General features: G+C 32.4%; 25 protein-coding genes. 23 read left to right on the forward strand and 2 right to left on the reverse strand.

Annotation, left to right across the window (positions count from 1 at the left end; translation table 11 throughout):
• Positions 1 to 273 precede the first annotated feature (273 nt).
• The 17 genes from BK011_00155 (at position 274) to BK011_00235 (ending at position 15,017) form a co-directional block, all read left to right on the forward strand.
• The gene (locus BK011_00155) at positions 274 to 1,200 is read left to right on the forward strand and encodes a hypothetical protein (protein ID AUD64179.1); all 927 of its coding nucleotides are present in this window, start codon (positions 274 to 276) and stop codon (positions 1,198 to 1,200) included.
• Entirely contained in the window at positions 1,190 to 2,353 is a 1,164-nt protein-coding gene (locus tag BK011_00160) for a hypothetical protein (protein AUD64180.1), read from the forward strand. The genes BK011_00155 and BK011_00160 overlap by 11 nt, the downstream gene beginning before the upstream one ends.
• A gap of 135 nt (positions 2,354 to 2,488) precedes the next feature.
• Positions 2,489 to 3,235 carry a TIGR00159 family protein gene (locus BK011_00165; protein AUD64181.1) on the forward strand — a complete coding sequence of 249 codons (747 nt, stop codon included), beginning with the start codon at positions 2,489 to 2,491 and terminating at the stop codon, positions 3,233 to 3,235.
• Positions 3,236 to 3,413: 178 nt separating this feature from the next.
• Positions 3,414 to 4,994 carry a hypothetical protein gene (locus BK011_00170; protein AUD64182.1) on the forward strand — a complete coding sequence of 527 codons (1,581 nt, stop codon included), beginning with the start codon at positions 3,414 to 3,416 and terminating at the stop codon, positions 4,992 to 4,994.
• Positions 4,991 to 5,518, forward strand: a complete 528-nt coding sequence (locus BK011_00175; protein ID AUD64183.1) for a 5-formyltetrahydrofolate cyclo-ligase — start codon at positions 4,991 to 4,993, stop codon at positions 5,516 to 5,518. Before BK011_00170 ends, BK011_00175 begins: the two co-directional genes overlap by 4 nt.
• Complete coding sequence (locus BK011_00180; GenBank protein AUD64184.1) at positions 5,515 to 6,636, forward strand: 2-C-methyl-D-erythritol 2,4-cyclodiphosphate synthase; 1,122 nt, start codon at positions 5,515 to 5,517, stop codon at positions 6,634 to 6,636. Before BK011_00175 ends, BK011_00180 begins: the two co-directional genes overlap by 4 nt.
• Before the next feature lie 3 nt (positions 6,637 to 6,639).
• Positions 6,640 to 6,915 carry a hypothetical protein gene (locus BK011_00185; protein AUD64185.1) on the forward strand — a complete coding sequence of 92 codons (276 nt, stop codon included), beginning with the start codon at positions 6,640 to 6,642 and terminating at the stop codon, positions 6,913 to 6,915.
• 62 nt (positions 6,916 to 6,977) lie between these two features.
• A complete protein-coding gene (locus tag BK011_00190) occupies positions 6,978 to 7,208 on the forward strand; it encodes a hypothetical protein (GenBank protein AUD64186.1) in 231 nt (76 codons plus the stop codon).
• A 60-nt stretch (positions 7,209 to 7,268) separates the two neighbouring features.
• On the forward strand, positions 7,269 to 8,114 hold the full coding sequence (locus BK011_00195; protein ID AUD64187.1) for a hypothetical protein: 846 nt from the start codon (positions 7,269 to 7,271) through the stop codon (positions 8,112 to 8,114).
• Positions 8,115 to 8,147: 33 nt separating this feature from the next.
• Complete coding sequence (locus BK011_00200; protein AUD64188.1) at positions 8,148 to 8,867, forward strand: hypothetical protein; 720 nt, start codon at positions 8,148 to 8,150, stop codon at positions 8,865 to 8,867.
• 85 nt (positions 8,868 to 8,952) lie between these two features.
• Complete coding sequence (locus BK011_00205; protein AUD64189.1) at positions 8,953 to 9,276, forward strand: hypothetical protein; 324 nt, start codon at positions 8,953 to 8,955, stop codon at positions 9,274 to 9,276.
• Between the two features lie 11 nt (positions 9,277 to 9,287).
• Entirely contained in the window at positions 9,288 to 10,592 is a 1,305-nt protein-coding gene (locus BK011_00210; GenBank protein ID AUD64190.1) for a glucose-6-phosphate isomerase, read from the forward strand.
• 7 nt (positions 10,593 to 10,599) lie between these two features.
• The gene (locus BK011_00215; GenBank protein ID AUD64191.1) at positions 10,600 to 11,058 is read left to right on the forward strand and encodes a tRNA (adenosine(37)-N6)-threonylcarbamoyltransferase complex ATPase subunit type 1 TsaE; all 459 of its coding nucleotides are present in this window, start codon (positions 10,600 to 10,602) and stop codon (positions 11,056 to 11,058) included.
• Positions 11,055 to 11,657, forward strand: a complete 603-nt coding sequence (locus BK011_00220; GenBank protein ID AUD64192.1) for a tRNA (adenosine(37)-N6)-threonylcarbamoyltransferase complex dimerization subunit type 1 TsaB — start codon at positions 11,055 to 11,057, stop codon at positions 11,655 to 11,657. Before BK011_00215 ends, BK011_00220 begins: the two co-directional genes overlap by 4 nt.
• Entirely contained in the window at positions 11,635 to 12,069 is a 435-nt protein-coding gene (locus tag BK011_00225; GenBank protein AUD64193.1) for a ribosomal-protein-alanine N-acetyltransferase, read from the forward strand. Before BK011_00220 ends, BK011_00225 begins: the two co-directional genes overlap by 23 nt.
• The gene (locus BK011_00230; protein AUD64194.1) at positions 12,066 to 13,073 is read left to right on the forward strand and encodes a tRNA (adenosine(37)-N6)-threonylcarbamoyltransferase complex transferase subunit TsaD; all 1,008 of its coding nucleotides are present in this window, start codon (positions 12,066 to 12,068) and stop codon (positions 13,071 to 13,073) included. The genes BK011_00225 and BK011_00230 overlap by 4 nt, the downstream gene beginning before the upstream one ends.
• A gap of 96 nt (positions 13,074 to 13,169) precedes the next feature.
• Positions 13,170 to 15,017 carry a hypothetical protein gene (locus tag BK011_00235; GenBank protein ID AUD64195.1) on the forward strand — a complete coding sequence of 616 codons (1,848 nt, stop codon included), beginning with the start codon at positions 13,170 to 13,172 and terminating at the stop codon, positions 15,015 to 15,017.
• Between the two features lie 112 nt (positions 15,018 to 15,129).
• Here the strand turns inward: BK011_00235 and BK011_00240 are convergent, their stop codons facing one another.
• On the reverse strand, positions 15,130 to 15,387 hold the full coding sequence (locus BK011_00240) for a hypothetical protein (GenBank protein ID AUD64196.1): 258 nt from the start codon (positions 15,385 to 15,387) through the stop codon (positions 15,130 to 15,132).
• 65 nt (positions 15,388 to 15,452) lie between these two features.
• Entirely contained in the window at positions 15,453 to 15,887 is a 435-nt protein-coding gene (locus BK011_00245; GenBank protein ID AUD64197.1) for a hypothetical protein, read from the reverse strand.
• 103 nt (positions 15,888 to 15,990) lie between these two features.
• On the opposite strand from BK011_00245, the gene BK011_00250 reads away from it, so the two are divergent.
• The 6 genes from BK011_00250 to BK011_00275 all read left to right on the forward strand — a co-directional run bounded on the left by BK011_00250 (position 15,991) and on the right by BK011_00275 (position 25,191).
• A complete protein-coding gene (locus tag BK011_00250) occupies positions 15,991 to 16,797 on the forward strand; it encodes a hypothetical protein (GenBank protein ID AUD64198.1) in 807 nt (268 codons plus the stop codon).
• Between the two features lie 75 nt (positions 16,798 to 16,872).
• Entirely contained in the window at positions 16,873 to 18,540 is a 1,668-nt protein-coding gene (locus BK011_00255) for a hypothetical protein (protein AUD64199.1), read from the forward strand.
• A 145-nt stretch (positions 18,541 to 18,685) separates the two neighbouring features.
• On the forward strand, positions 18,686 to 19,954 hold the full coding sequence (locus BK011_00260; protein ID AUD64200.1) for a hypothetical protein: 1,269 nt from the start codon (positions 18,686 to 18,688) through the stop codon (positions 19,952 to 19,954).
• A 197-nt stretch (positions 19,955 to 20,151) separates the two neighbouring features.
• Positions 20,152 to 21,783, forward strand: a complete 1,632-nt coding sequence (locus BK011_00265) for a glutamine--tRNA ligase (protein ID AUD64201.1) — start codon at positions 20,152 to 20,154, stop codon at positions 21,781 to 21,783.
• 14 nt (positions 21,784 to 21,797) lie between these two features.
• The gene (locus tag BK011_00270; GenBank protein ID AUD64202.1) at positions 21,798 to 23,876 is read left to right on the forward strand and encodes a hypothetical protein; all 2,079 of its coding nucleotides are present in this window, start codon (positions 21,798 to 21,800) and stop codon (positions 23,874 to 23,876) included.
• A gap of 40 nt (positions 23,877 to 23,916) precedes the next feature.
• A complete protein-coding gene (locus tag BK011_00275; GenBank protein AUD64203.1) occupies positions 23,917 to 25,191 on the forward strand; it encodes a hypothetical protein in 1,275 nt (424 codons plus the stop codon).

Genomic DNA, 25,191 nt, shown 5'->3' on the forward strand with positions numbered 1-25,191 from the left:
AATTGATATTTTACAAATATCTAGAGACGCTTTAGAGCATCAAAAAAAAGCTGACGTTTGGTGCATAGTGTTGTTAAATTTTTCTGATAAATCATTAACAAGGGCGAATATTAAACTTTTTATTTTGAGTGGAATTTTCCAAAACTAAAATGTTATAATGAACGTGCCAAACAAATAAACTAAGGAACCGCAAAAGCGAGTATTTTACCCTGGTTTGTTTGGCGACTTTCCTTAGTTGGGTGAAATACTCGCTTTTGTGGTCTAAGGAGTATTATGCCCAAGTTCAAAATATGTTCACTTTGTGGTACAGTTAATTCTACAATCAAGCATGGTCGTACTAAGAATGGTAAACCGAGATTTAAGTGTAAATCTTGTATGGGAACTTTTATACAAGACGAATCTACAACAAGTTACTTAAATAATAGTGATTACATCTTCAAAAGATTTATTGGATTTATGATTGATGATGTAACTTTAGAAGTAATCGCAAGAAACCTAAGCATTGATATAAAGACAGCTTTATATTATCGATACCTTATCTTCGAATCTTTAAGAGATTACCAAGATGAGGTATTTTTGAATGGAACTATTCTAGTAGATGAGACTTTCGTCAGAATAAGTGATAAAAGATATAAACTGGTTAGACGTGATGGTAAGGGGATTAGAGGGATTTCATTTAATCATCTTTGCGTGATTACTTTGATAAGTTTAGAAGGAATAACTATAGCTAAAGTGTCATCAAGAGGAAACGCTTCACCAAAAAAGTTTATTGATTTATGTACAAAAAACATTGGAGAAGTGACTAAATTTATCCATGATGGATCGGTAATACAGAAACAATTTATGCGTCAATTTAGTGTCCCTAATTATGATGCACGCAGAGAATGTGATGGAAAATACAATACACTTTTAGTAGATTCATTACATAGCAATATAAAAAGATACTTATTCAAGCACGCAGGATATCGTCTAAAAAATCTACAACATTACATGAATTTTTTCGTTTATAGATATAATCATACGCCTAAATCAAAACACATTAACAGTCGTCAAATTATTGAAAGCAGGAATTCTATGATTGATGATTTATACAGAAGAGTTAAAAAGATAAAAAAGAGAATCACTTATAGAAATTTCCAAAGTGATCCTGGAATTACGGATGTACTAGAATCAGTGAGTAGTGATTATTATGAAAAATAACAACACTATGCACCAAACGTCAGAAAAAAAAGACCCAAGTGTAATCAACGCATCTATCGGTATGTTTTTTGATGAAGAGAGAAAAATCAGTGGTATGCCCGCAGTATCTAAAGCATTAAGAGAACTACCGGATATGAGTGTTATGCCTTATCCAGCAGTTGATGGGGGAAAAGTTTTTAAGGACAACGTCATTTCGTGGGCTTTTGGTAAATACGAAGAACGGATCCGTAAAGAAATGTTTGTTGATGCATGTGCGACACCGGGAGGCAGTGGAGCAATCGCATCTACATTTTCTGTTTATGCAAAACCAAATGATTATATTTTTGTGTCTAACATTAGATGGCAATATGACAGATTTGCAGACAGAGCACATGTTAGATTATTCGAACACAACATGTTTAAAGATGATGGTTTTGATCTAGAAAGTTTTGATGAATCATTAGGAAGACTTTGCAATATGCAAAAACAAGTGATTGTCATCGTCAATGATCCATGTCACAATCCAACGGGTTATACCCTAACTCATTATGAATTTAAACGAGTGATTGACATATTAAACAAGTATGATCAAAATGACATTGTTTTCTTATATGATGTTGCTTATTTAGAATACACAAGTGAAGAAGACAATCGTATCAAGATGCTAGAATTACTTACTTTGAAAGAACATGTTATGACCGTTTTAGCGTTTAGCGGTTCAAAAACTTTTGGTGTCTACGGATTAAGATTAGGTGCCGCAATCGGATTAAGCAAAAACAAAAAACATATTGATCATTTCAGACCTAGATTTGTTAATGAAGCAAGAGGATCCTGGTCAGCTACACCAACTATATCAATTGAGTTACTAAACCATTTCTCTATAAAAGAAAACTACGATGTTTTTTCTAAAGATTTAACAAAGATTAAAGAAATTGTTCAAAAAAGAAGTGAGTCTTTTATCTCACAAGCAAAAGCAATCGGACTTAAAACATATCCGTTTACATCAGGGTTTTATGTTATCGTTTTAACTGATCATCCAATGGATGTTTATGAAAAACTTGCAAAAGCTGGTATTTATGTAGTTCCAATGGAAAAAGGAATAAGAATAGCTCTATGTAGCATATCACTAAAAGATATTGAGGGACTACCACAACGTATTCAAGCATTTTTATAAATTAAAGTATAAAGCTAATGGTATGATTTCATCTTTTATATCATTAGCTTTTTTCATCAACGGTTTAAATATTTCAAGATGTAAACACAATGATAATTGTGTTATAATGAAGTTAACAAAAAAGGAGCTGATACAATGATTTTTGGCCAACCCATATGGAAATTTGTCATCGATGTTTACATTGTATGGATTTTAGTATATTTCCTATTAAAATTTTTAATTAACAATAAAAAAATATTTAGTATTTCTCTATCGGTTCTTTTTGTCTATATCATTTATTATTTAACAAATTTAGGTGAAATCATGGCTAGCTCAACACTTCTACTTTATGTGGTTGAATGGGTTCCAGTGATTATCATCATTGTGATGGCCCCGGATATCAGAAGAGCACTTGAAATTGTGTGGAAAAATGAGCGTGTTAGAGAAGATTTTGAGATGGGTTCTGAAAGAACAAAACAACACATCATTGATGCTGTCATGGTTTTAGCCTCTCAAAAAATTGGAGCTCTCATTACAATTGAAAAACATAACACTTTAGACCAATATGCTGAACGAGCTATTATGATGAACAGTGATGTTTCTAAAGAGGTGTTAATTAATATTTTCACACCGAACACACCACTTCATGATGGAGCAGTTATTGTTAGGGGAGACCAAATCTTATGTGCAGGTGCATATTTTGTTTTATCAGATAATCAAAATTACGATAAAACAATGGGTTCAAGACATCGCGCAGGTTTAGGAATCAGTGAAATCACAGATAGTTTAACGATATTAGTATCAGAGGAAACTGGAAATATATCAGTAGCAATTGAGGGTATTTTGCTTAAAATGAATGATCGCGAAAAACTATTAGAATACCTCAATATGTTCATGAAGTAGGAGGTTCAAATGAAAAAAATATTAGAATTTTTTATCGAACCATTTAAAGTCATCTCAAGAAGAAGTATATCTGAAAATGTTAGTAAGTATTTTAATAGACATAAAGTATTATACGCATTCGTATCGCTAGCAATTGCGGTATTGATTGTTTTATTTATGTATTCAGGCGGTATTTAATATGTTATTGCAACACCCAATTTATCCACTCATTATATCTATTTTCACCTTAGTGCTTGTCATTATGCAAAGTATTCAAAGTGAGAAGGTATTAAAAAACAGATTAATCATTTCGTTTTTAAACATCACCATCACAGTGATGGTTTTTGTTGTATATCATTCAATCATTTTAGAAAACCAACTTTATGAAGAAATCTATATTGTCTATAACTTTTACATCTACTTTATATTCTTAGTGGTTTTATATTTTGCATTTAAGACTTCAACTCTAAAGGCAAATCACTATCAGTTGTTTGTTAAGTCAATTAAAAACAGTAGATGGAATGCATATTATGTCGTTGATAAAAAAGAAAGAATAAAAGATATTTCTCAAAGTTTACTTCAGGAACTTGGTATGGATAAAGAAGATTTAATAGGTAAAAAACTATTTTCGATTTTTAATAAAACCATCAGATTTACAAAACTTAATGGATTAGATATTAATAATAGACAACTTGAAAACTTCTATTTAAACTATAGAGAAACTGCTAAGCCTAACGATCAAGAAGTTCAAGAATTACAGTTTTTAAATGAATCGGGACAACCGGTTTTATTACACTTAGTCATGCAGCCCGTGTTCTCTCTTGGTAAATACAAAGGTAGAATATGTGTTGGCGAAAAGAAGACAGATTTTGATTTATTAGCTGTTGAAAAAGAACTTAACGAAAGAAATACTGAATTAGAAAGCATTAGACATAAGTTTATTGCAACGCTAGAACTAAGTGAAGAAGGCTTGTTTTATATTGATCTTGATGAGCGCACCATTTGGGCATCTGACAGTTTAGTTAAAACTCTAAACCTTCCAAGCAATTTACTAGACTTGACAGATTTTAGAAGATTAATTGAAGCTGAAGATTTAAAGAAGTATTTGGCTATATTAGGCGATTTAACAATCAATAAAACTCAATACCAGACATCATATAGAATCAAAGTCAATGGGCGTTATGTTTGGTTTAGAGAAAAAGGGAAGCGTTTGTTTGAAGATACACATAGTGCAATCATCATGGGTACACTCAATCCGATGCAAACCAAACATTTTCAATCTAGTCATATCGATGTTCTTGATTTACTTAAAGATAAAAATGAGTTTATTGCACACATGCATCAACTCTTTAATGATAATAGATATTTCCAACTCGTCGTCTTTAGACTTCAAAATATCCCAAAGATTAATGAAGATCACGGTAGAGAAGTTGGGAATATGCTCATGGCCGAATACATCAAAAAAATGAAGTCATCGTTTATTTCTGAATCTGGTGATTTGTTTAGAATCACCGGAATAGAGTTTGCGATGACAATTACTGACCCAAGAAAAATGGAAGTTCTTTCTAATGGCATTAAGTCGAATCCAACATTCTTAAATCTTAACATGCAATATGGGTCTATATCCGAAACACTTGAAGTGTTCTCAGGTATTGCCATAGGTGGTAGTGATGCACATGATGAACACCAATTGTATCAAGCAGCATACCAAGCTTTAAAAATATCTTTAAACCCACAATTCTCGTCTCATGGCTGTTATTATAAGGACATTGTTTCATGACAAAAGATGAGATTAGAAGACTCATGATAGATTTAAGATTAAAGCAAACACCTAAAGAAAAGAAGCAAAGAGATCAGGATTTGTTAAATCAAATTAGAAATCATCCTTATTACAATGAAGCCCAAACAGTTACAATATTTTATCCGATGAAAGGCGAAATCGGATTATTAGATTTATTAAAGGATGATAAAACATTCCTATTCCCTAGAGTTCATGGTGAGCAAATGGACTTTTATCCATATCATAAGTTTATGGTATTTCATAAAAGTGCTTTTGGTGTGATGGAACCTAGCATTCAAGAAGATAAACATGAGGGTGACTATGACTTAGTTATCGTTCCAGCACTTGCAATTTCTAAAGAAAAAGATAGAATAGGTTATGGCAAAGGTTTTTACGATCGATTTATTTTAAACCATAATGTTAAACATACACTTGGAGTCATCTATGATTTTCAAGAATTAGATCACATTGATGTTTCATCATTTGATCAAAAATTAGATGATTACCTAAAGGGGTCTTTATGAATACAGCATTAATAGTTGCTGCTGGTACAGGCAGCAGATCGCAACTCAAAGAATCAAAGATTTTATACAAAATAAATAATAAACCCATTTTCATGTACAGTATTGAAGCATTCCAATCCTTAGGCTATCACATTTGTTTAGTCGTATCAAAGGGGGATCTTAGCGAAATCATGGATTATGTGGATCCTACAGTCAAAGTTGTCATTGGCGGAAAAACAAGAAGTGAGAGTGTTCAAAAAGGACTCAAAGAAGTAACCACACCTTATGTATTCATCCACGATGCAGCTAGACCTTTGATTACAACCAAAGCAATCACAGAGGTTGAGAAAGCTTTGCAAATGCATGATGCAGTAGTTTTATGTGAACCAGTGATATCAGCTTTAAAATATTATGAAAAAAATACGTTAAAAACAGTGGATCGTCAAAAACATATTATGACGCAAACACCACAAGCGTTTTTAACAGAGAAAATAAGATATGCTTATATTAGAAATGAAGAAGCATTTGATGATGACATTAGCTTATATCAAGCGTTTTATCCAGATATGAATGTCCATGTGATTATGAATGATGAACCAAATCCTAAATTAACATATCCAATTGATTTTGAACAAACAAAAATATTATTAGAAGGTGAAGCAGATATGCGAGTTGGTCATAGTTTTGATCTTCATCAATTGAAAACGGGTAGAAAACTCATCCTTGGTGGCATCGAGATCGAGCATGAAAAAGGACTTGATGGACATAGCGATGCAGATGTATTATTACATGCAATTGCTGAATCCATATTGGGTGCACTTGCGTTAGGTGATCTTGGAAAACATTTCCCAGATACCGATGAAACTTATAAAGACATGTCATCGATGGATATATTAAAACAGGTTTATCAAAAAATGAAGAGCATGGGATATAAAGTAAACAATATAGATGCAACTATTTATGCACAAAAACCTAAGTTAGCACCGTATATTGAGCACATGAGAACTAACATATCAAAAACGATTGATATAGATATGAAAGACATAAGCATTAAAGCAACTACATATGAAAAAATGGATGCCATTGGGCAAGAAAAAGCAATGGCAGCTGAGTCAGTAGTACTTTTAAAGAAGGGGTAATTTATGATTATAGAAACAGATTTTGGGAATTTCGAGTTAATCAAAGACTATAGAGAAGCTTTTGATCTACAATTGTTCATAGAAAAATATGTGGATGTTGCATTTGATAGATATACGTATCTTGTAGGAGATATGTCTTCTGAAAAACTTAGAATTAAAGGATTTAATTCAGATCCTAAAAGTCCAAATGGGTTTAAAAGAATACCGGATTATTTAAGCGAATCTTGTAATTTTAATTGTGGATACTATATTTTAAAACGCATAAAAAATAATGATTAATATATCATTTGAAAGTTAAAACTTATTGTTATATACTTATAGTGTAAAAAGAGGTGAAAAATATGGATGAAACAACAAAACAAGTTCACGAATTAATTCATAAAGTAAGACCGTACTTACAGCGTGATGGTGGAGACATTGAAATCATAAACGTTGAAGATGGCATTGTATATGTAAAAATGATGGGTGCATGCGATGGGTGTGTCGCACTTGATGTCACATTAAAACAAGGTATTGAAACTATGTTATTAGAAAATGTGCCTGGAATTATTGCAGTTGTTACTGTTGATTAACATATAGGCGGTCTTTTGACCGTCTTTTTCATTAAACTAATTAAAAACGGAGATGATGTAATGAGAAAAGTTGGATTGGTAGTTGACTCTACATTTGGATTAGAAGAAAAATTCGTAAAAACAGAAAATATTATTGTAGTTCCTTTAAAGGTGATGATTGATAACCAGGAATATGTTGATGGGAAGATAGATCCTGAGATTGTTGTCAAAGCGATGCAAGACAAAAAACAAGTTAAGACATCGCAACCTTCACCAGATTTGTTTAAAGCTGCATATGAAAAACAGTTAGAGACATATGATGAAGTACTTTGTTTAACTTTATCCAAAACATTAAGTGGAACAATCAATAGTGCGAATTTAGCTAAAACGATACTCGAACATCCAAAAGTGGTTGTTGTAGATACTGAATCTACAATCAATGGTTCAGGATATTTAGCTGAAAAAATAGTTGCATATTTAAATGAAGGTCATACAGCTAGTGAAGCAGTAAGTTATTTAGACCAATTAAAAGATCAAGGTTCGCTCATATTTACTGTTGATAATTTACAAACGCTGCATCTAAACGGAAGACTAGGTAAAATGTCAGCTTTTATTGGTAACATCTTAAAAATCAAACCAATTTTAAGATTCAAACGTGGCATTTTAGATGTAGAGCATAAAGTAAGAAGTTTCAATAACGTTATTCTTTATTTAAAAAAACAAGTTGAAACGATGTTAGAATTTGGTAAAGATGTCGTTGTTAGAATTGCTTATGTAGATAGAGCTACAGAAGCTAAAGAACTTGAACATGAGCTCTTTCAATTAGGTGAAAAAGTCCATGTTAAGTTAACGGGGATTATTTCACCCGTCATATCAGCGCATGTTGGTCTTGGTGGATTAGGTATTTATTTATCTTATGAAGAGTAGACTCAAGATGAGTCTATTTCTTTAGGTGAGCATATGAGAAAATTAGTCAATATATTGAAAAAAATAGTATTAATAGGGGCAGCAATTTTCATTGTTGTTTTTATAGGCTTATGGATTTACTCAATGGACTCATATGATCCATTAGAAGAAATGTATCAAACGATAGAAGATATGGTTTCTCCGTATGAAAGAATAGAAGATTTCGATGAAATTAAATACAAAGTCAATCAACCAACAAAACATATATTAATTATTCCTGGTGGAAAAGTTGAACCAGAAAGTTACGAATATCTAGCAACTTTATTAGCAATGAATAGTCATGATGTTACGATTGTAAAACCACTATTTAATTTAGCAATTTTAACGCCAAATTATTTTGATAGATTTCTATCAAGTTCTATTGATAATGTTGTGATCGGACATTCTTTAGGCGGCACTGTTGGATCGATGATTAGTAGCACAAATACATTAGTATCTCATGTCGTATTTCTTGCCAGTTATCCAATACAAGATGTAAGTAATAAAAAGGTTTTAGTAATCACTGCAGAAAATGATCTGATTCTAGATGAATCAAAAATCGAAGATAATCATGCATATCTTCCAGAAAACTATAGAAATATAACAATAGCTGGAGGAAATCACGCTCAATTTGGATGGTACGGAGAGCAAAAGGGTGATGGACAAGCGACTATCAGCGCAAAGACACAACAAGACACCATCATCACAGAAATCATTTCATTTATGAACACATAATATAAAAACACTTCCATAATGAATATTTTTGCGTAATGATTAAAAAAAATATGAAATATGATATAATGACAACGAGGTTTTTGATATGAAAATAAATGATGTTATCGTCTGTAAAATCACAGGCATACAGCCTTACGGAGTATTTGTTTCATACGATGATTATGTTGGTTTAATTCATATCTCTGAAATATCTGATCAATATGTACAATCCATAGAAGACATGTTGTGTGTTGGAGATGAAATTGAAGCATCAGTTTTAGAAATCGATAATGAGCAAAAACGTTTAAAACTCAGTTATAAAAAGGCTAATCCTATTCATCCAAGAATACAAAAAATGGTAAAAATTACAATCGGATTCCAATCACTATACAAAGCGTTACCGTTTTGGATAGAAAAAACAAAGAAATAGAGGTGTTATATATGGCACATGTAGATATCGTGCTTAATGATGCACGCTCATTTTTGAGCGAGCAACCAGAACAATTACAAGAAAAAGTTAATGAGATTCATAAAATGATTCACAACAAAACAGGTTTAGGAAATGAATTTTTAGGGTGGTTAGACCTCCCTTCAAATTACGATAAGGATGAGTTCAAACGCGTTTTAGAAGCTGCAGAACGCATTAGAGAAACAAGTGAAGTTTTAGTCGTCATCGGTATTGGTGGATCTTATTTAGGTGCTAAAGCTGGCCTTGAGTTTTTAAAAGTTCCATTTGAAGAAAAGACCCTAGAAATCGTTTTTGCAGGACATCATATGTCAGGAAGTTATTTAAAACATTTAACCAATTACTTAAAAGATAAATCATTTAGTATCAATGTGATTTCAAAATCAGGAACAACTACAGAACCTGCGATTGCGTTTAGAGTATTAAAAGATTTACTCATTGAAAAAGTGGGAGAAGCAGAAGCTAAAACAAGAATTTACGCAACTACTGATAAACAAAGAGGTGCTTTATATACATTAAGTAAAGCTGAAGGATATGAAATGTTTATTATTCCTGATGATGTTGGTGGAAGATTTAGTGTACTTACACCTGTTGGGTTATTGCCACTCGCTGCAGACGGTTTAGATGTTAAATCGATGCTTAAAGGCGCAAAAGATGCAGAGATAAGATTTTCGAATCCTAAATTAGAAGAAAACGAAGCTTATTTATACGCTGTAACACGTTATTTATTATATAAACAAGGCTATAAAATTGAAATGCTTGTTGGCTATGAACCAAACCTACTTTTCTTAAATGAATGGTGGAAACAATTATATGGTGAATCAGAAGGAAAAGATCATAAGGGCTTATTTGTAGCAAGCGCTGGTTTTTCTACTGACCTCCATTCTCTTGGGCAATACATTCAAGATGGCGAACGTCATTTATTTGAAACAGTCATCCAAGTAGAAAATACAAATGATGATACAATCATTCCAGAGACAAATGATGATTTAGACCAGCTCAATTATTTAGCAGGTAAAACATTATCATATGTGAATAAACAAGCTTTAAAAGGTACCATGATGGCTCATAAGGATGGATTGGTACCAAATATGTTATTATCTATCCCATCTTTTGATAGTTATACATTTGGATATCTTGTTTATTTCTTTGAAAAAGCTTGCGCAATGAGCGCGTATTTGATTGATGTAAATCCATTCAACCAACCAGGTGTTGAAGACTATAAGAAAAATATGTTTGCATTATTAGGTAAAAAAGGGTACGAACACATCTTAAAATAGGAGTTATATGAAGAAAAAATATTCAAATTCAGCAGAAGAAACACAAAATTTAGGATATGAAATAGGTCTATTACTAAAAGATGAACCTCATGTTGTTATCTTACTAGATGGAGATTTGGGTTCAGGGAAGACCACATTAACTCAAGGGATTGCTAAGGGCTTAGGCATCGACCAAGTCGTTAACAGTCCTACTTTTACCATTTTAAAGAAATATATATCTAAAGATAGAAAACATACTTTGTATCACTTAGATTTATATAGGTTAACTGATGTTGGTTCTGACTTTGATTTAGAAGAATACATCGATGGACAAGGACTCGTTGTTGTTGAATGGCCATTTCAAGTTGAGGATTTATTACCATCCGATTACTTAATCATCAGAATAAGAAAAACTGGAGACCATATGAGAGAGTTCACGCTTGAGTGTGTTGGTTATCCATGTAGAAGAGCGGTGGAATACGTATGAAAAGAAGATTAATGTTTGATGTTTCTACAAACGTTATGTTTGTTGGATTTACAAAAGATTATATGTTAACTGATTTTAGTATACGTATTGCTAAAAGAGATCATGCTAAATATTTAGTTGATCGCATCGATCAAGTCTTAAGAAGAAATCGAGTAACACTAGATCACTTAGATGAAATCATTATTGGTATTGGACCAGGTAGTTATACAGGATTAAGGATTGCAGTGATGGTTGGTAAGATGTTGGCGTGGACGAAAAATATTCCTTTAAGAACAGTGAGTAGCTTATTTTTCATGACATCTGGTTATGAAGAAAGAGTAGCTGCATTGATTGATGCTAGACGAGGGTTTGTTTTTTCAATGGTTCATGATCAAAAAAATATATTACTAGAAGATGGTTATAGAGATTTAAAAGATTTAGCAAGCAACGATATCTATAGATCTGCAAAAACCGTTTTTATTGATGATAGAAGTTTTTTAGTATCACCCAAATACATTATTGAAAAAAGTGTTTTAGTAGAAAACATTCATGATTTAGTACCAAATTATTTAAGAAAGACTGAAGCTGAGAGTAAACATGATCAGAAAAGCGATACCTAACGACATATTTCACATGGTTAGGTTAGAAAAAAGTGCATTTAAAACAACTCTTGGAGAAAAGTTTTTGCTTCAAGAGTTAAAGGATAATCCTTTTAGTTTTTATTATGTCTATGAACTGAATAAAACAGTGATAGGCTATATTGGGTTTAGAGTTTATGACGATCAAGCAGAAATGATGAATTTTGTTGTAAACTCAGATCATCAAGATGAAGGTTATGGGACTCAATTACTAACATATTGTTTGAATGAGTTAGAAAAAAAACATGTTAAAACGATTACTCTTGAAGTCAGAAAAAGTAATAAAAAGGCTCAACATGTTTATGAAAAAATGGGATTTAAACTGTCTCATATTAGAAAAAAATATTATGAAAATGAAGACGGATTCGTTTTAGTAAAAGAGGTGAGTGTGTGAACATATTAGCAGTTGAAAGCAGTTGTGATGAAACCAGTGTTGCGGTCGTTAAAGATGGCAAAGAAGTTTTAAGTCACATTGTTTTATCACAAATTGATATTCATCAAGTTTTTGGTGGCGTTGTCCCTGAAATCGCATCTAGAAATCATGTGGTTCATATGACAAGAGTTTTTGAACAAGCAATTAAAGACTCAAAACTATCTATTGAAGATATCGATTTAGTTGCGGTTACTGAAGGACCAGGTTTAATTGGAAGTTTATTGGTTGGTATTAATGCTGCAACTGCATTTGCATTTGCACATGGCAAAAAGATTATTGGTGTTAATCATTTGATTGGTCATATATATGCATCAAATATTGAACATGAAATAAAGTTTCCAGCACTTGCATTACTTGTAAGTGGCGGGCATACAGAACTTTTGTATATCAAAGATCACATGGATATCAAAATGCTAGGTACAACTTTAGATGATGCAGTTGGTGAGGCATATGATAAAGTAGGAAGAACCTTAGGGCTTCCTTATCCTGGTGGACCAGTCATTGATACGCTTTCAAAGCTAGGAAAAGATACATATGACCTACCTAGACCGTATATGGAACAACACGGATTTAATTTTAGTTTCTCAGGATTAAAGAGTGCTGTGATTAACTTAGTGCATAACGAAACGCAAAGAGGAAATGAAATTAGAACAAATGATATGTGTGCGTCTTTTCAAGCATCTGTGATTGATGTCTTAGTTGCCAAAACCAAAAAGGCTATAGAATCTTATGATGTAAAGCAACTCATCGTAGCTGGTGGGGTTGCAGCAAATAAAGGGTTAAGGGAAGCTTTGAATAAACATATTAATCACTTAGAAATCCTTATTCCAAGTTCTGAGTACTGTACAGATAATGCCGCAATGATTGGTGTTGCTGCATACTTTAAGTTTTTAAAAGAAGGGGCACATCCGAATTATTTATTAGGTGGTGTTTCAACGATTCCTTTTGAAATGATGGAAGATTAAATGAGTTCACGATGCGTCGTGGACTTTTCTTTTTTATAAGAGGGGTCAAAAGCTCATTATGTTATAATGAGGAGGAAGAAAAGAAAAGAGGTCGCTATGAAAAAATTACTAATCACTTTATTAATTATAGTATTTCTGGTGGGTTGTGAAAATACAGATCAAACACCAACAGATCCATGCGATATTGATCCGAATGGTGAAACATGTGATCAATTACCAAACGAACCAACGATTGAAGAACAAGTTACGGAAATCCTTTTTGATATGAGTTTAGATGAAAAAATTGGACAAATGATTCAAGCTGAGCGCTCAAGTGTAACTCCAAGTGATGTTAGTACTTATTACATAGGTTCTATTTTAAGTGGGGGTGGTAGTCATCCTAATCAGTTTAATGATAGTGCTGATGTATGGTATCAAATGGTTTATGACTATCAGTATGCTGCCGTAAACAGCGGTGCCAACATTCCTTTAATTTATGGAACTGATGCAATTCACGGGCATAACAATTTATACGGTGCAACTATTTTTCCACACAACATAGGTCTTGGCGCGGCAAATGATCCTGATTTGGTTTACAATATATCAAAAGCGACTGCGCGCGAATTATTAACAACAGGAATCCCCTGGAATTTTGCACCTGCATTAAGCATCGTTCAAAACATTGGATGGGGCAGAAGTTATGAAGGTTATAGTGAAAACCCTGAAATTTTTGAATCACTTACACAAAGTGCAATTAAAGGATATGAAGAACATGGTGTAAGTGCAACAGCCAAACATTATCTTGCGGATGGAGCAACCATCAATGGTATCGATCAAGGAGATGTGAATTTAACTGAACAACAACTTAGAGATACACACCTTCTACCATACATAGAAGCTATTGAAGCTGGTGTGGATACAGTTATGATCTCGTATAGTAGTATTTTGGGTGTTAAAATGCATGAACAAAGATATTGGATTCAAGATATTTTAAAAGATGAGTTAGGATTTGAAGGGTTTGTCGTTAGTGATTGGAATGCAATTCAACAATTAAGTGGATCTTACGAAGAACAAGTTGCAAAAAGCATCAATGCAGGTATAGATATGCTTATGGAACCATATACATGGAGAGATGCAATCAACGCAATTAAATACAATGTAAATGCAAACATAATTTCCATGGATAGAATTAATGATGCAGTTTCAAGAATTATCAAGGTTAAACTTGAAAGAGGTTTATTTGATGATCCATTTATAAGAGAGGAAACGTCTGTCTTATATAGTGAAGAACATCGAAATCTAGCAAGAGAAGCTGTTAGAAAAAGTCTAGTACTACTTAAAAATGAGAATAATTCTTTACCATTAGATAAAAATGAAAACATTTATCTAACAGGTGCTGCTAGTGATCATGTAGGCTATATGTCCGGTGGATGGACAACATTTTGGCAAGGAAACATGAATGCTGATATCGGAGTAGGAACATCAATAAAGGATGCCGTGTCTCATGTTTTAGCCACAGAAGGTGGACATCTAGTCAACAATATGAATGATGCAAATACAGTTGTGGTTGTATTATCTGAAGTACCTTATTCAGAAGGTGCAGGAGATAATCAAGTATTAACGCTAACTGGTGGAAAAGCGGATGCTTCTAATGTTAACGCACTGTTTGTTGCACAACAAGCGCATGAAGAAGGTAAAAATGTTGTGGGGATTTTGGTTAGTGGAAGACCGCTTTTATTAGAAAATTACTTACAATACTTTGATAGTTTTATAGCAGCTTGGTTACCAGGCAGTGAAGGTGGACTGGGTATAGCAGATGTCATTTTCGGTGATTATGATTTTGTAGGTAAATTAGCATATACATGGCCAAAATCGATTGCGTATGTTGGATATAATAGTAACCGAAATGATTATGATGAAGACTTGGTAGAGTTTCCTTACGGATATGGATTAACCTATGCATAAAAAGACTTACTTTATTTCTTCTTGAAGTAGAGTAAGCGATACTATACTAACTTATTAGAAGGGACGATTAATGATTATATGTAATCATGTCATCAGGAGTCCCTTTTTTATTTTACTTTTTGTTTTTCACATACAAGTATACTAGTCCAGCAAGGTAAGATATAAGTAGGGGAAGAAATAACATAAGTAAATAGTCATCAAAGTTCCAGTTAGAAGTAATCTCAAAATCTAAAAATAATGAAACCATGATGAAACATAAAAAGGCAAATTGATGAAAAAAATGATAGTTTTTATAAGAGTTCATTTTTTTCATGAGTAATATGCCAATGAGTATAGGCAATGCAAAATAAATCAGAGTTGGAATAACCATGTTTTAGTCTCCTTTTGTGTTAAGTCTATCCTGAAAGATGTGATAATGCTAACAGCATTGCTGTATTAGTTATGATATAAATCGATCATTTCTTTAATGACTTGTTCTTTATTTCCTCTAGACCAATTGATAGATGTTTTATATCTTACTTCTCCACCACGAGACTTAATTACTTTTTTCATCTGTTTTAATGTTTGATTTCCACCCATCCAAGCAAATGGAAAGAAGTGAGTAATATATATATCTATGAGCTTACCTTCAAGATTTTGAACTTGATTCAAATAAGCAACCATTACTCTGCTCAATTGAAATCCATGAACGGGAGATGCAAAAACAATGTAATCATAAGCATCAAGTTCTGGAGCGTAAATCAGTTTTGGATCACTAATGTTTGGATTATCAGATTCAGCCATAATCTTCAACATATCAAAACCAATAAATCTTTTGGCAACCATTTCAGTGTTGCCTGTTTTAGAATAATATACAACTGCTTTTCTCATACAGGTATCACATCCTTATGTTTTAATGTAACTCTATCATATTTTTTCTAAATATAAAAGATGGTATAATAAATTATCATATGAAGTGTGAAGGGATAAGTATATGAATATTGGGTTTTATATTAAAAACATAGAAGAAGTTGAAAAAGCTAAACTGCTCATTTCATCTATCCAGAGACATATAAAGCATTCAAAAATCTATGCTATAACTAAAGATGAAATTCATTTAGATGGCTGCCAAATGATATATGCAGATATTTTCGAACATAACACTTTGTATTTTGTAGATAAACTACAAGCTGCCTCGATATTCGAATCACATGTTTTTGCACCTTATTTATGGATTGATATAGATACCATTTTTTTAAAACCAATGAAAGATATCTGTAAAGAGAAAGCAGCGATTTGTCTAAACCCTGTAGATATTAAAAATATAGGCATAAATGAAAATCAAAAAATGTCAGACCTATGGTTAAAAACTATAGAATATCTAGAACTTAAATCTATGAGTCATACAGTAAAAACCAAAATCTCAAAAGAATCCATTTGGCCTTATTATAATATAGGTATGGTTTACGTGAATGTCCATCGCTTTTTATTTCGGCAATCATATCAAAAAATCATCGAACTATCACAAAATGAAAACATAAACAAACTGATTTTCTCAAAACCATTAAATCAAATATTTTATCATCAATTGGTCTTCTCTGTAATCGTAGAAAAACTCTACCATCAAGAAATATCAGAACTTAGTCCATATGTGAATTACCCCCTGCATCTCATGGAAAAAGACTCACATAAACCGAACCCAAATGATTTGATATCTATTAGATATGATACATTCTTTAAGCAGCATGAAGTACCTGATTTTCTTCAAAATATTGTAAATATTAACAAAAAATCTCTATAGTGTAGAATATAAAGCAACGATATTGTGTTTTTAAGTTAAATGTAATAATATATAGACAAACAAAGAGGTGAGAGTATGAAGTTTTTATTTAAAGTCATTGTTTTACCGATATTATCGATTGTAGCCATACCATTAATTACATTAGCCATACTATATAAAAGTGTTGAAATACCCGTTGAAGATTTCACTTCAGATGGAGACACTGTTGTATTAGCTGATATGATTACAGAAGAGATGGATGCATTTTTAGAAAATAATGATAGTGAATCGGTGATTACTTTAGGGGTTGCACAAAAAGAAGCTAACCTATTGTTAAAAGAAACATTCTTATCGATGAATTCTAAATTTTTAGATGAGAACGCTACTGATGATGAAAAAAACTATGTTTTAAAAGAAGATATGTATGGATACCAAGGAACTTGGGTTAATTTTGATGAAGATATTGTAGAAATTGAATCAGGTATTCATATATTTGTTGCAAACTTCACATATAAAACAAGATTATTAATCACCTTCAAATTAGAAGCTGATACAGAAGAGATTGTTTTAACTTTAGATAAGTTAACCATAGGGAATTTACCGCTCGCTTGGGCATTTGGTGCTGCAGATTGGGCAGTTACTCAAATCACTGGAAATGATTTAGAAGAAACGATCAATGATCAATTAAATGGTGTTGCGACATTTAATCCAACAACTAGGGAAATTAGGGTTGAAGTTCAAACGCTCGTTGATTCACAGTTTCAAGATGATCCACAACAAGCGGCATTAATTAATTCACTCATGGCGTTTGTAGATGAAAATGAATTATTCGAAATTGGATTTACTGATGGTAGTTTTGATGCATCTCTAGCTTTAGGTAAAACTAAAGATGCAACACCTCCATTTGAACTTGATGCAGCAGATAGAATAATGACTGAAGCGGATTTAACAGCAATGCTTGAATCTAAAGCAACTTCACTTATTTTGTCAACATTATCTACAACAACAAACCCGTATATCGAATTTGGTGAGTTAACTTTAAATAAAGTATTAGACTATATGCTAAAAGATCAACAAGTATCTCCTGGTGTACTACAAGAAGTAGTCATGTTTGAAAATTATGTGATGAAAGCCTATGTCCCATATGTGAGTATGACGGATACTGAGTTTGTAGTCAATATTCCACTCAATATATCATCGATTGCAGAGCCAACTCATCAATTTCAAACAATTATTAAAATTGATGCAACTCCTACAATTTCAGGTAGTGATTTAGTCATTACTTTAAATGAGTTAACAGCTGGTGAAGTTTCAGTAACCAATGAGCATCTTCCCAATATAGTGACTTTACTAGGAGACACCAACTTAATCGTTGATGGAAACATAGTTATTCAAAATTTTGATCAACAAATGAATCAAGCTGGTATGTCTATTGAAAGCGTTGAAGTCACAAACAGCAAACTTAGAATGTATGTTGTATTAAGCGATTCAATTCCACTTGGAGACATTCAAGATGCTATCGAAGGTGTATTAGGTGGTATCAGTGATAATCCTGAAGTCCCAGCTGAAGTTAACGATGCCATTGATGACGTATTAAATAGTATAACTGACCCACAAGGTGATCCAGAACAGGCAGTTGAAGACTTTATGGAAACTTTTGAAGGGTTAAGTGAAGAAGATCAACAAGCTGTTTATGATGCTTTACAAGAAGAGTTCCAAAATAGCGAATATTCACTTGAAGATATTTTAGGACTTGTACCATAAGATATCATTTGAAAATGAACAAAGTCTAGTCAATGTTGATTAGACTTTTTTATTTAATAGGAATTTCTATTTAAATCTTTTATCATATTTATAAAAATGGTAAAATAGAAGTGTAGAAAACATTTGAAGAAAGGGGGGCGCTTATATGAGCTATAAAGCCATAAAAACGAAGTTATATTTAAGTCAAAATGAGAAAAAATTCTTACTTTTTCTAATGCATGAAGCCAAGCATTTATACAATCAAGCCTTGTATCATGTTAGACAACATTATTTTGAATATGGAACATATTTAAGCTATGTTGATAATTACAAATTATTAAAAGATAGCATCCATTATAGAACCTTATCAACATCGTTGGGACAGTCAGTTATAAAAAAAGTTGATGAAGCCATGAAAGCTTTTTTTGGATCGATGAGATCAAAGAAAAGTAAAAAAGTAAAACTACCTAGATACTTAAAAAAAGATGGCTTTTTCTCACTTGTTGATCGAATGGTCTATAAACCAAATGATCATGAGTATATACTGCCTAGAGGACATTTTATTAAAAAGATATCTAAAGACTTTGAAGATATATCCAAACAGTTATCCAAACATGCATTATCATTATTAGAAATTGAAACATTATCATTAAAGATAGACACACCTAAATGTATATCAAACAAACGAATTAAAGAAATCACCATCAAAGAAAAATATGATGGCAAGTACATCGAAGTGATACATGTTTATGAAGATGATGATGTAACCAATGAGCATAACACTAAAAAAGAAGTGATGGGGATTGACTTTGGATATAATAACTTAGCCATGTGTGCAGTAACGAGTGGGCATCATCTATTAGTCGACGGGTTGAGATTAAAAAGTATGAATCAAAGATATTGGAAACGTATATCAAAGCTAGCTTCTTTAAGAGAAAACCAACATGTACTTACAAAAAGAATGATTTCATTGATGGAAAAAAGAAACCATCAAATGTCTTATGGGATATATAAAGCAGCTAAATTGATTATTGAACATGCTAAAAAAGAACATGTAAAAGAAATCATCATCGGATATAATGAAGGGTTTAAAGATGCGAAAACAAGTAAGAAAAATAATCAGTGGTTTAAATCAATCCCAATCGCACGATTAAGAGATAGAATCATATCTTTAGCAGAAGCTAACGATATCTCATATCAAGTAATGAACGAGTCTTACACGTCAGTCGCATCTTTTATTGATCAAGATGCATTTAATCAAAAAGAGTTTTCTGGTAGAAGAATCAAAAGAGGACTTTATGAAAGTAAAAAAGGCATTTTAATTAATGCAGATTTAAATGCCTCATTAAATATGATTAGAAAATGTAAGCCTGATGCCTTAGGGACAGGGTTTAGAGGTTGGAACACGCCTAAACGGACTTACCTATTTGGGTAAGAATCGTTTTAAAGGAGTAATTTTAAAATTACTTTTGTTCTATTTTAGAGATCTTTAAAGATATGAATCTCAGAAAGTAACTTTAAGATTTAATTAGTCTTCATTTTATAGCTATGAAACCAAGAAAAAATAAACAATTATAACTTGAGATTTATATGATATTATCATATAATAAAGAGGACTTGAGGTGAGTTAATATGGAAAATCATTCAAATTTTATTAAAACCATAATTGAAACAGATTTAGCAAATAAAAAACATGACGAAATCGTCACAAGATTTCCACCAGAACCAAATGGACAACTACACATCGGACACGCAAGAGCAATCGTGATCGATTTTGAGAGTGCTATTGCCTTTGGCGGGTATACAAATCTTCGTTTTGACGATACGAATCCTGTAAAAGAAGATGATTCTTATGTGCAAGCAATCATTAAAGATATTAGATGGTTGGGTTACGAGCCTAAAAATATTTTTTATGCATCTGACTATTTCGATGAAATGTATGATAGAGCAATTCTTTTAATCAAAAAAGGATTAGCTTATGTCGATCATCAAACCCCAGAAGAAATTCAAAAGACAAGAGGCGATGTCAATACACCTGGTATCGAGTCCCCTTATCGAAACCGTTCAATTGAAGAAAATTTAAAACTTTTCGATGATATGAAAAACGGCAAATTTAAAGAAGGCGAATGTGTCTTAAGAGCTAAAATTGATATGGCATCTCCAAACATGAACATGAGAGATCCTGTCATTTATCGTATTGTTTATGCACATCATCATAATACAAAAGATAAATGGTGTATATATCCAATGTATGATTATGCACATCCATTAGAAGATGCGATTGAAGGTATTACACACTCATTATGTTCGCTAGAGTTTGAAGATCATCGTCCACTTTATGACTGGTTTGTTAAAGAAACTGAAATGCCGAAAATTCCAAGACAAATCGAATTTGGTCGTTTGAATATTGAAAATACAGTACTCAGCAAGAGATTCTTAAGAGCGATTGTTGAAGATGGAAGAGTTATCGGTTGGGATGATCCAAGAATGCCAACCATTGCTGGTATGCGCCGTCGCGGCTACACACCAGATGCTATCAAGAGATTTATTATATCAACTGGACTATCAAAAGTTAATTCAACTGTATCTACGGATATGTTAGAAGCAACAGTTAGAGATGATCTTCAAGATAAAGCCTATCGGGCAATGGCTGTCATCCATCCACTTAAAGTGACTATAACAAACTATCCAGAAAATGAAATCGAGTACTTAGATGTTGAATATCATCCGGATCATGAAGACATGGGCAGAAGACATATCCCTTTTTCAAGACATATCTATATTGAACAAGATGACTTTGTTTTAGAGAAACCAAATAAAAAATATAAAAGACTAGCATTAAATGTTGAAGTGAGATTGTTTCATGCATATTTCATTAAAGCCTACGATGTGAAATATAATGAGCAAGGTGAAATTGTTGAAGTGCTAGCGACATATGATCAAGAAACAAAATCTGGTTCTGGATTTAACGAAAGAAAACCAAATGGAACGATTCATTTCGTAGAAGCAACTAAAGCAGTTCCTGCGACGTTTAACTTCTTTGAACCACTGATTAACGAAGATACTTCATTGCCGCTTTTAGAACGTTTTAACGACAATTCATGGCATATTAAAAAAGGCTATGTAGAAGCAGCTTTAAAAGATACAAAACCGCAAGATAGATATCAATTTGTAAGAAACGGATATTTCAATGTTGATGATGATTCTACATCTGGAAATCTTATATTCAATGAAATTGTTCCGTTAAAGAGCAGTTATAAATAGAAAGTTGGTGAGCCATGAACTGGCTAGCAACCCTAAATGAATCTCAATTAAAAGCGGTGATCCACCCGAGTGGACCGCTTTTTGTTGTTGCAGGAGCAGGGACAGGAAAGACAAGAACATTAACAGCAAGAATAGCATATTTAATCATGGAAGGTGTCGATCCAAAAAGAATTTTGGCAGTCACATTCACCAATAAAGCAGCACGAGAAATGAAACAGAGAGTCATCGATATGACTGGTCCTCATGCAATGAATGTATGGTTATATACATTTCACGCATTTGGACTTCAAATCTTAAGAAGACATATTCAAGAACTCCCATATGGATATAAACCGTCATTCACTGTTATAGATGAAGAAGATGGAAGAAAAATCGTTAGTGATGTCATTAAGTCATTAGGCTTTGATATAAAGATGTTTTCTGTTAAGGCACTCAAAGGATTGATTTCACTTTTTAAATGTGAACGCATGGAAGAGTTTGAACGATCAGATGAGGAAAAAATATATAAAGGATATCAGACCTATTTAAGAGAAAATCAATTGGTTGATTTTGATGATCTTTTAATATATACACACGAACTCCTTGATAGTTATCCGCACATTCAAGCGAAATACCAAACAGCATTTGAGCATGTTTTAGTAGACGAGTTTCAAGATACCGACCTCATACAATATAAGATTTTAAAGATCTTAGGAGCTCTTCATAAAAATGTTTTTGTTGTAGGTGATCCTGATCAATCCATTTATGGATTTAGAGGTGCTAACTACAACAATAGTAAATATTTTATGAAAGATTTTAATGCTGAGGAAGTTATATTAGATAAGAATTATCGATCAACAAACTACATTCTTCAAGCTGCAAACAAACTTATTGCAAACAATTTTAATCGTCCTTCACAGAAAAACCTTGAGTCTGATTTAGGTTTAGGTAATCCAATCATCTACCACACAGCACAATCTGATTATCAGGAAACGTTTTATGTCATAAACGAGATTAATAAACTTAGACAACAAGGCTATTCCTATGATGACATTGCGATTTTATATCGAAACAATGCATTATCAAGATTGTTTGAAGATGCGATGATTAAAGAAGGTATTCCATATATTATTTATGGAGGTATTTCCTTTTACGAGAGAAAAGAGATCAAAGATGCGCTTGCTTATATAAGGCTCATCAATGATTTTAATCAGGATTTTTATTTTAAAAGAATAGTCAATGTACCGAAAAGATCTATAGGTCTTAAAAGCATACAAGTCTTAGAAGAAAAAGCTCAATCTTTGGGCATTTCTATGTTTGATGCGATTGATTATGTTGATTTAAGACCACAGGCTAAGTCATCTCTTCTTGAGTTTAAAAAGATGATTATTGAAACGAAAGAAGCATTTGATGGCATGGAAGATTTATATCAAATTATGCCCATCCTTATGGAAAAAACAGGATATATGGCGATGCTAAAAGCTGAAGATACTGAAATATCAGAAGATCGAATAGATAACTTAAAAGAACTGCAATCAGTATTTACAAGAGGCGATGTCTATTACGAAGGTACTTTTTATGAAAAGCTAAATCAGCAACTTGATCAAATCGCACTTTATACAGATCAAGACCAAGATGTAGATGAAGAAGATCATGTAAAACTTGCGACTTATCATCAAGTTAAAGGATTAGAGTTTAAGGCAGTATTTATGGTTGTTTTAGAAGATGGTATATTTCCATCTGACAGGGCACTCATGAGTACCTATGAGCTTGAAGAAGAGCGCCGTGTCGCTTATGTAGGCATTACAAGAGCAAAAGAAAAACTTTATATGACGCATTCAGAAAGACGCATGGTTTATGGTCAAATCAGATTAGGATATCCTTCGAGATTTATTAAAGAATCTAGATTATCAGCTCCAGAAAGTAAACCAACGATTATATATGATCGTGAAAGTCATATTCTGAAGACTGGTGATCATGTTGAACATCAAGTGTTTGGTAGAGGTGTTGTCGTTTCTGTCGAAGGTGAAATTGCAAAAATCGCGTTTGCGATGCCACATGGTATCAAGCAAATTCTAGAAAGTCACCCATCGATAAAAAAAGTTAAAAAGTAATTTAGTCACTGAACTCATACCATGAGTTGAGGTGATAGATATGATATTAAATGATATGCAAAAAGAAGTCGTTTATTCAAATGAGCGATTTCTTTTTTTGTTAGCAGGTGCTGGTAGTGGAAAGACAAGGGTTATTATCGAAAGAATTAAACATCTTATAAGCACAGGTGTTTCATCAAATCAAATTCTGGGACTAACATTTACCCATAAAGCTGCTAAAGAGATGCAAGATAGAATCGGAAATAAAGATGTAAGACTTCAAACATTCCACCAATTTGCATTACAAAGTCTAAAACATAATATGAATTATCCATATCATTTATTTAAAGAAGAGGAGTCTCATTTTTCTAAGGAGCACCTGCTTTCTATAACGAAACATAAAAACAGTTATTTTAAAACAAAGAAGCCTAAAATATATGATGCTTATGAAAACTATCTTAGAAAATACAATTTAAAAGACTTCGATGACTTGCTTATCGATTTTTATAAACTTATAAAACAACAACCTTCCGTATGTTTATATCAATATATTTTTGTTGATGAGTTTCAAGATACGAATTTACTTCAGTATATGATTTTAAAGAGACTTATTCACAAAAAAACACATATGCTTTGTGTTGGAGATCCTGATCAAAGTATCTATCAATTTAGAGGAGCACAATCAAAAATTATTAATGAATACATCAGAGATTATAACGCCAAAGTCATGAAACTAACTATTAATTATAGGTCAAATGCTACAATTATAGAACATGCAAATCGCCTTATTAAGAGAAATTACAGAACATTGAAGAAGGATTTAGTTCCATATAATGAGTCTACACAAAACATAAAAAGTTATTTATTTATGCAACTTGAAGATGAAACCCATGCAATTATCAAATGGATTAAAGATTTTATCAAAGAAGGAATCAAACCACACGAAATTGCTATACTTTTTAGACAACATCACAGAAGCTATGATTTAGTCAACAACTTAAAAACTGAAGGAGTCAATTTTTATCAACAATCGGACCATCATTTAGACGATTGTATTCAACTATTAACCGTCCACCAAGCCAAAGGTTTAGAGTTTGATGTTGTTATTATTTTAGGTCTTGAGTCACATCATTTTCCATCAGCACATACACATCAAAAAGAGTTATTGGATGAGGAAAGAAGACTCATGTTTGTAGCAATGACAAGAGCAAAAAAGCATCTTATTTTCACACATGTTAAATATAATGCATATATGCAAAGACAAAAGCCAAGTTTGTTTATTAGAGAAGCAGGAGTAAAATCAAAAATATACAAGCAGGAAGAAACGAAGGAATGA

The sequence above is a fragment of the Tenericutes bacterium MZ-XQ genome (genome assembly GCA_002838205.1).
Classification (GTDB): Bacteria; Bacillota_I; Bacilli_A; order Acholeplasmatales; family Acholeplasmataceae; genus Mariniplasma.

Coding starts and splice junctions, on each gene's coding strand:
- BK011_00170 (AUD64182.1), top strand. CDS start 3,414: ATGTTATTGCAACACCCAATTTATCCACTCATTATATCTATTTTCACC.
- BK011_00210 (AUD64190.1), top strand. CDS start 9,288: ATGGCACATGTAGATATCGTGCTTAATGATGCACGCTCATTTTTGAGC.
- BK011_00175 (AUD64183.1), top strand. CDS start 4,991: ATGACAAAAGATGAGATTAGAAGACTCATGATAGATTTAAGATTAAAG.
- BK011_00265 (AUD64201.1), top strand. CDS start 20,152: ATGGAAAATCATTCAAATTTTATTAAAACCATAATTGAAACAGATTTA.
- BK011_00225 (AUD64193.1), top strand. CDS start 11,635: ATGATCAGAAAAGCGATACCTAACGACATATTTCACATGGTTAGGTTA.
- BK011_00260 (AUD64200.1), top strand. CDS start 18,686: ATGAGCTATAAAGCCATAAAAACGAAGTTATATTTAAGTCAAAATGAG.
- BK011_00270 (AUD64202.1), top strand. CDS start 21,798: ATGAACTGGCTAGCAACCCTAAATGAATCTCAATTAAAAGCGGTGATC.
- BK011_00245 (AUD64197.1), bottom strand. CDS start 15,887: ATGAGAAAAGCAGTTGTATATTATTCTAAAACAGGCAACACTGAAATG.
- BK011_00200 (AUD64188.1), top strand. CDS start 8,148: ATGAGAAAATTAGTCAATATATTGAAAAAAATAGTATTAATAGGGGCA.
- BK011_00240 (AUD64196.1), bottom strand. CDS start 15,387: ATGGTTATTCCAACTCTGATTTATTTTGCATTGCCTATACTCATTGGC.
- BK011_00220 (AUD64192.1), top strand. CDS start 11,055: ATGAAAAGAAGATTAATGTTTGATGTTTCTACAAACGTTATGTTTGTT.
- BK011_00155 (AUD64179.1), top strand. CDS start 274: ATGCCCAAGTTCAAAATATGTTCACTTTGTGGTACAGTTAATTCTACA.
- BK011_00250 (AUD64198.1), top strand. CDS start 15,991: ATGAATATTGGGTTTTATATTAAAAACATAGAAGAAGTTGAAAAAGCT.
- BK011_00195 (AUD64187.1), top strand. CDS start 7,269: ATGAGAAAAGTTGGATTGGTAGTTGACTCTACATTTGGATTAGAAGAA.
- BK011_00255 (AUD64199.1), top strand. CDS start 16,873: ATGAAGTTTTTATTTAAAGTCATTGTTTTACCGATATTATCGATTGTA.
- BK011_00185 (AUD64185.1), top strand. CDS start 6,640: ATGATTATAGAAACAGATTTTGGGAATTTCGAGTTAATCAAAGACTAT.
- BK011_00275 (AUD64203.1), top strand. CDS start 23,917: ATGATATTAAATGATATGCAAAAAGAAGTCGTTTATTCAAATGAGCGA.
- BK011_00180 (AUD64184.1), top strand. CDS start 5,515: ATGAATACAGCATTAATAGTTGCTGCTGGTACAGGCAGCAGATCGCAA.
- BK011_00205 (AUD64189.1), top strand. CDS start 8,953: ATGAAAATAAATGATGTTATCGTCTGTAAAATCACAGGCATACAGCCT.
- BK011_00190 (AUD64186.1), top strand. CDS start 6,978: ATGGATGAAACAACAAAACAAGTTCACGAATTAATTCATAAAGTAAGA.
- BK011_00215 (AUD64191.1), top strand. CDS start 10,600: ATGAAGAAAAAATATTCAAATTCAGCAGAAGAAACACAAAATTTAGGA.
- BK011_00160 (AUD64180.1), top strand. CDS start 1,190: ATGAAAAATAACAACACTATGCACCAAACGTCAGAAAAAAAAGACCCA.
- BK011_00235 (AUD64195.1), top strand. CDS start 13,170: ATGAAAAAATTACTAATCACTTTATTAATTATAGTATTTCTGGTGGGT.
- BK011_00165 (AUD64181.1), top strand. CDS start 2,489: ATGATTTTTGGCCAACCCATATGGAAATTTGTCATCGATGTTTACATT.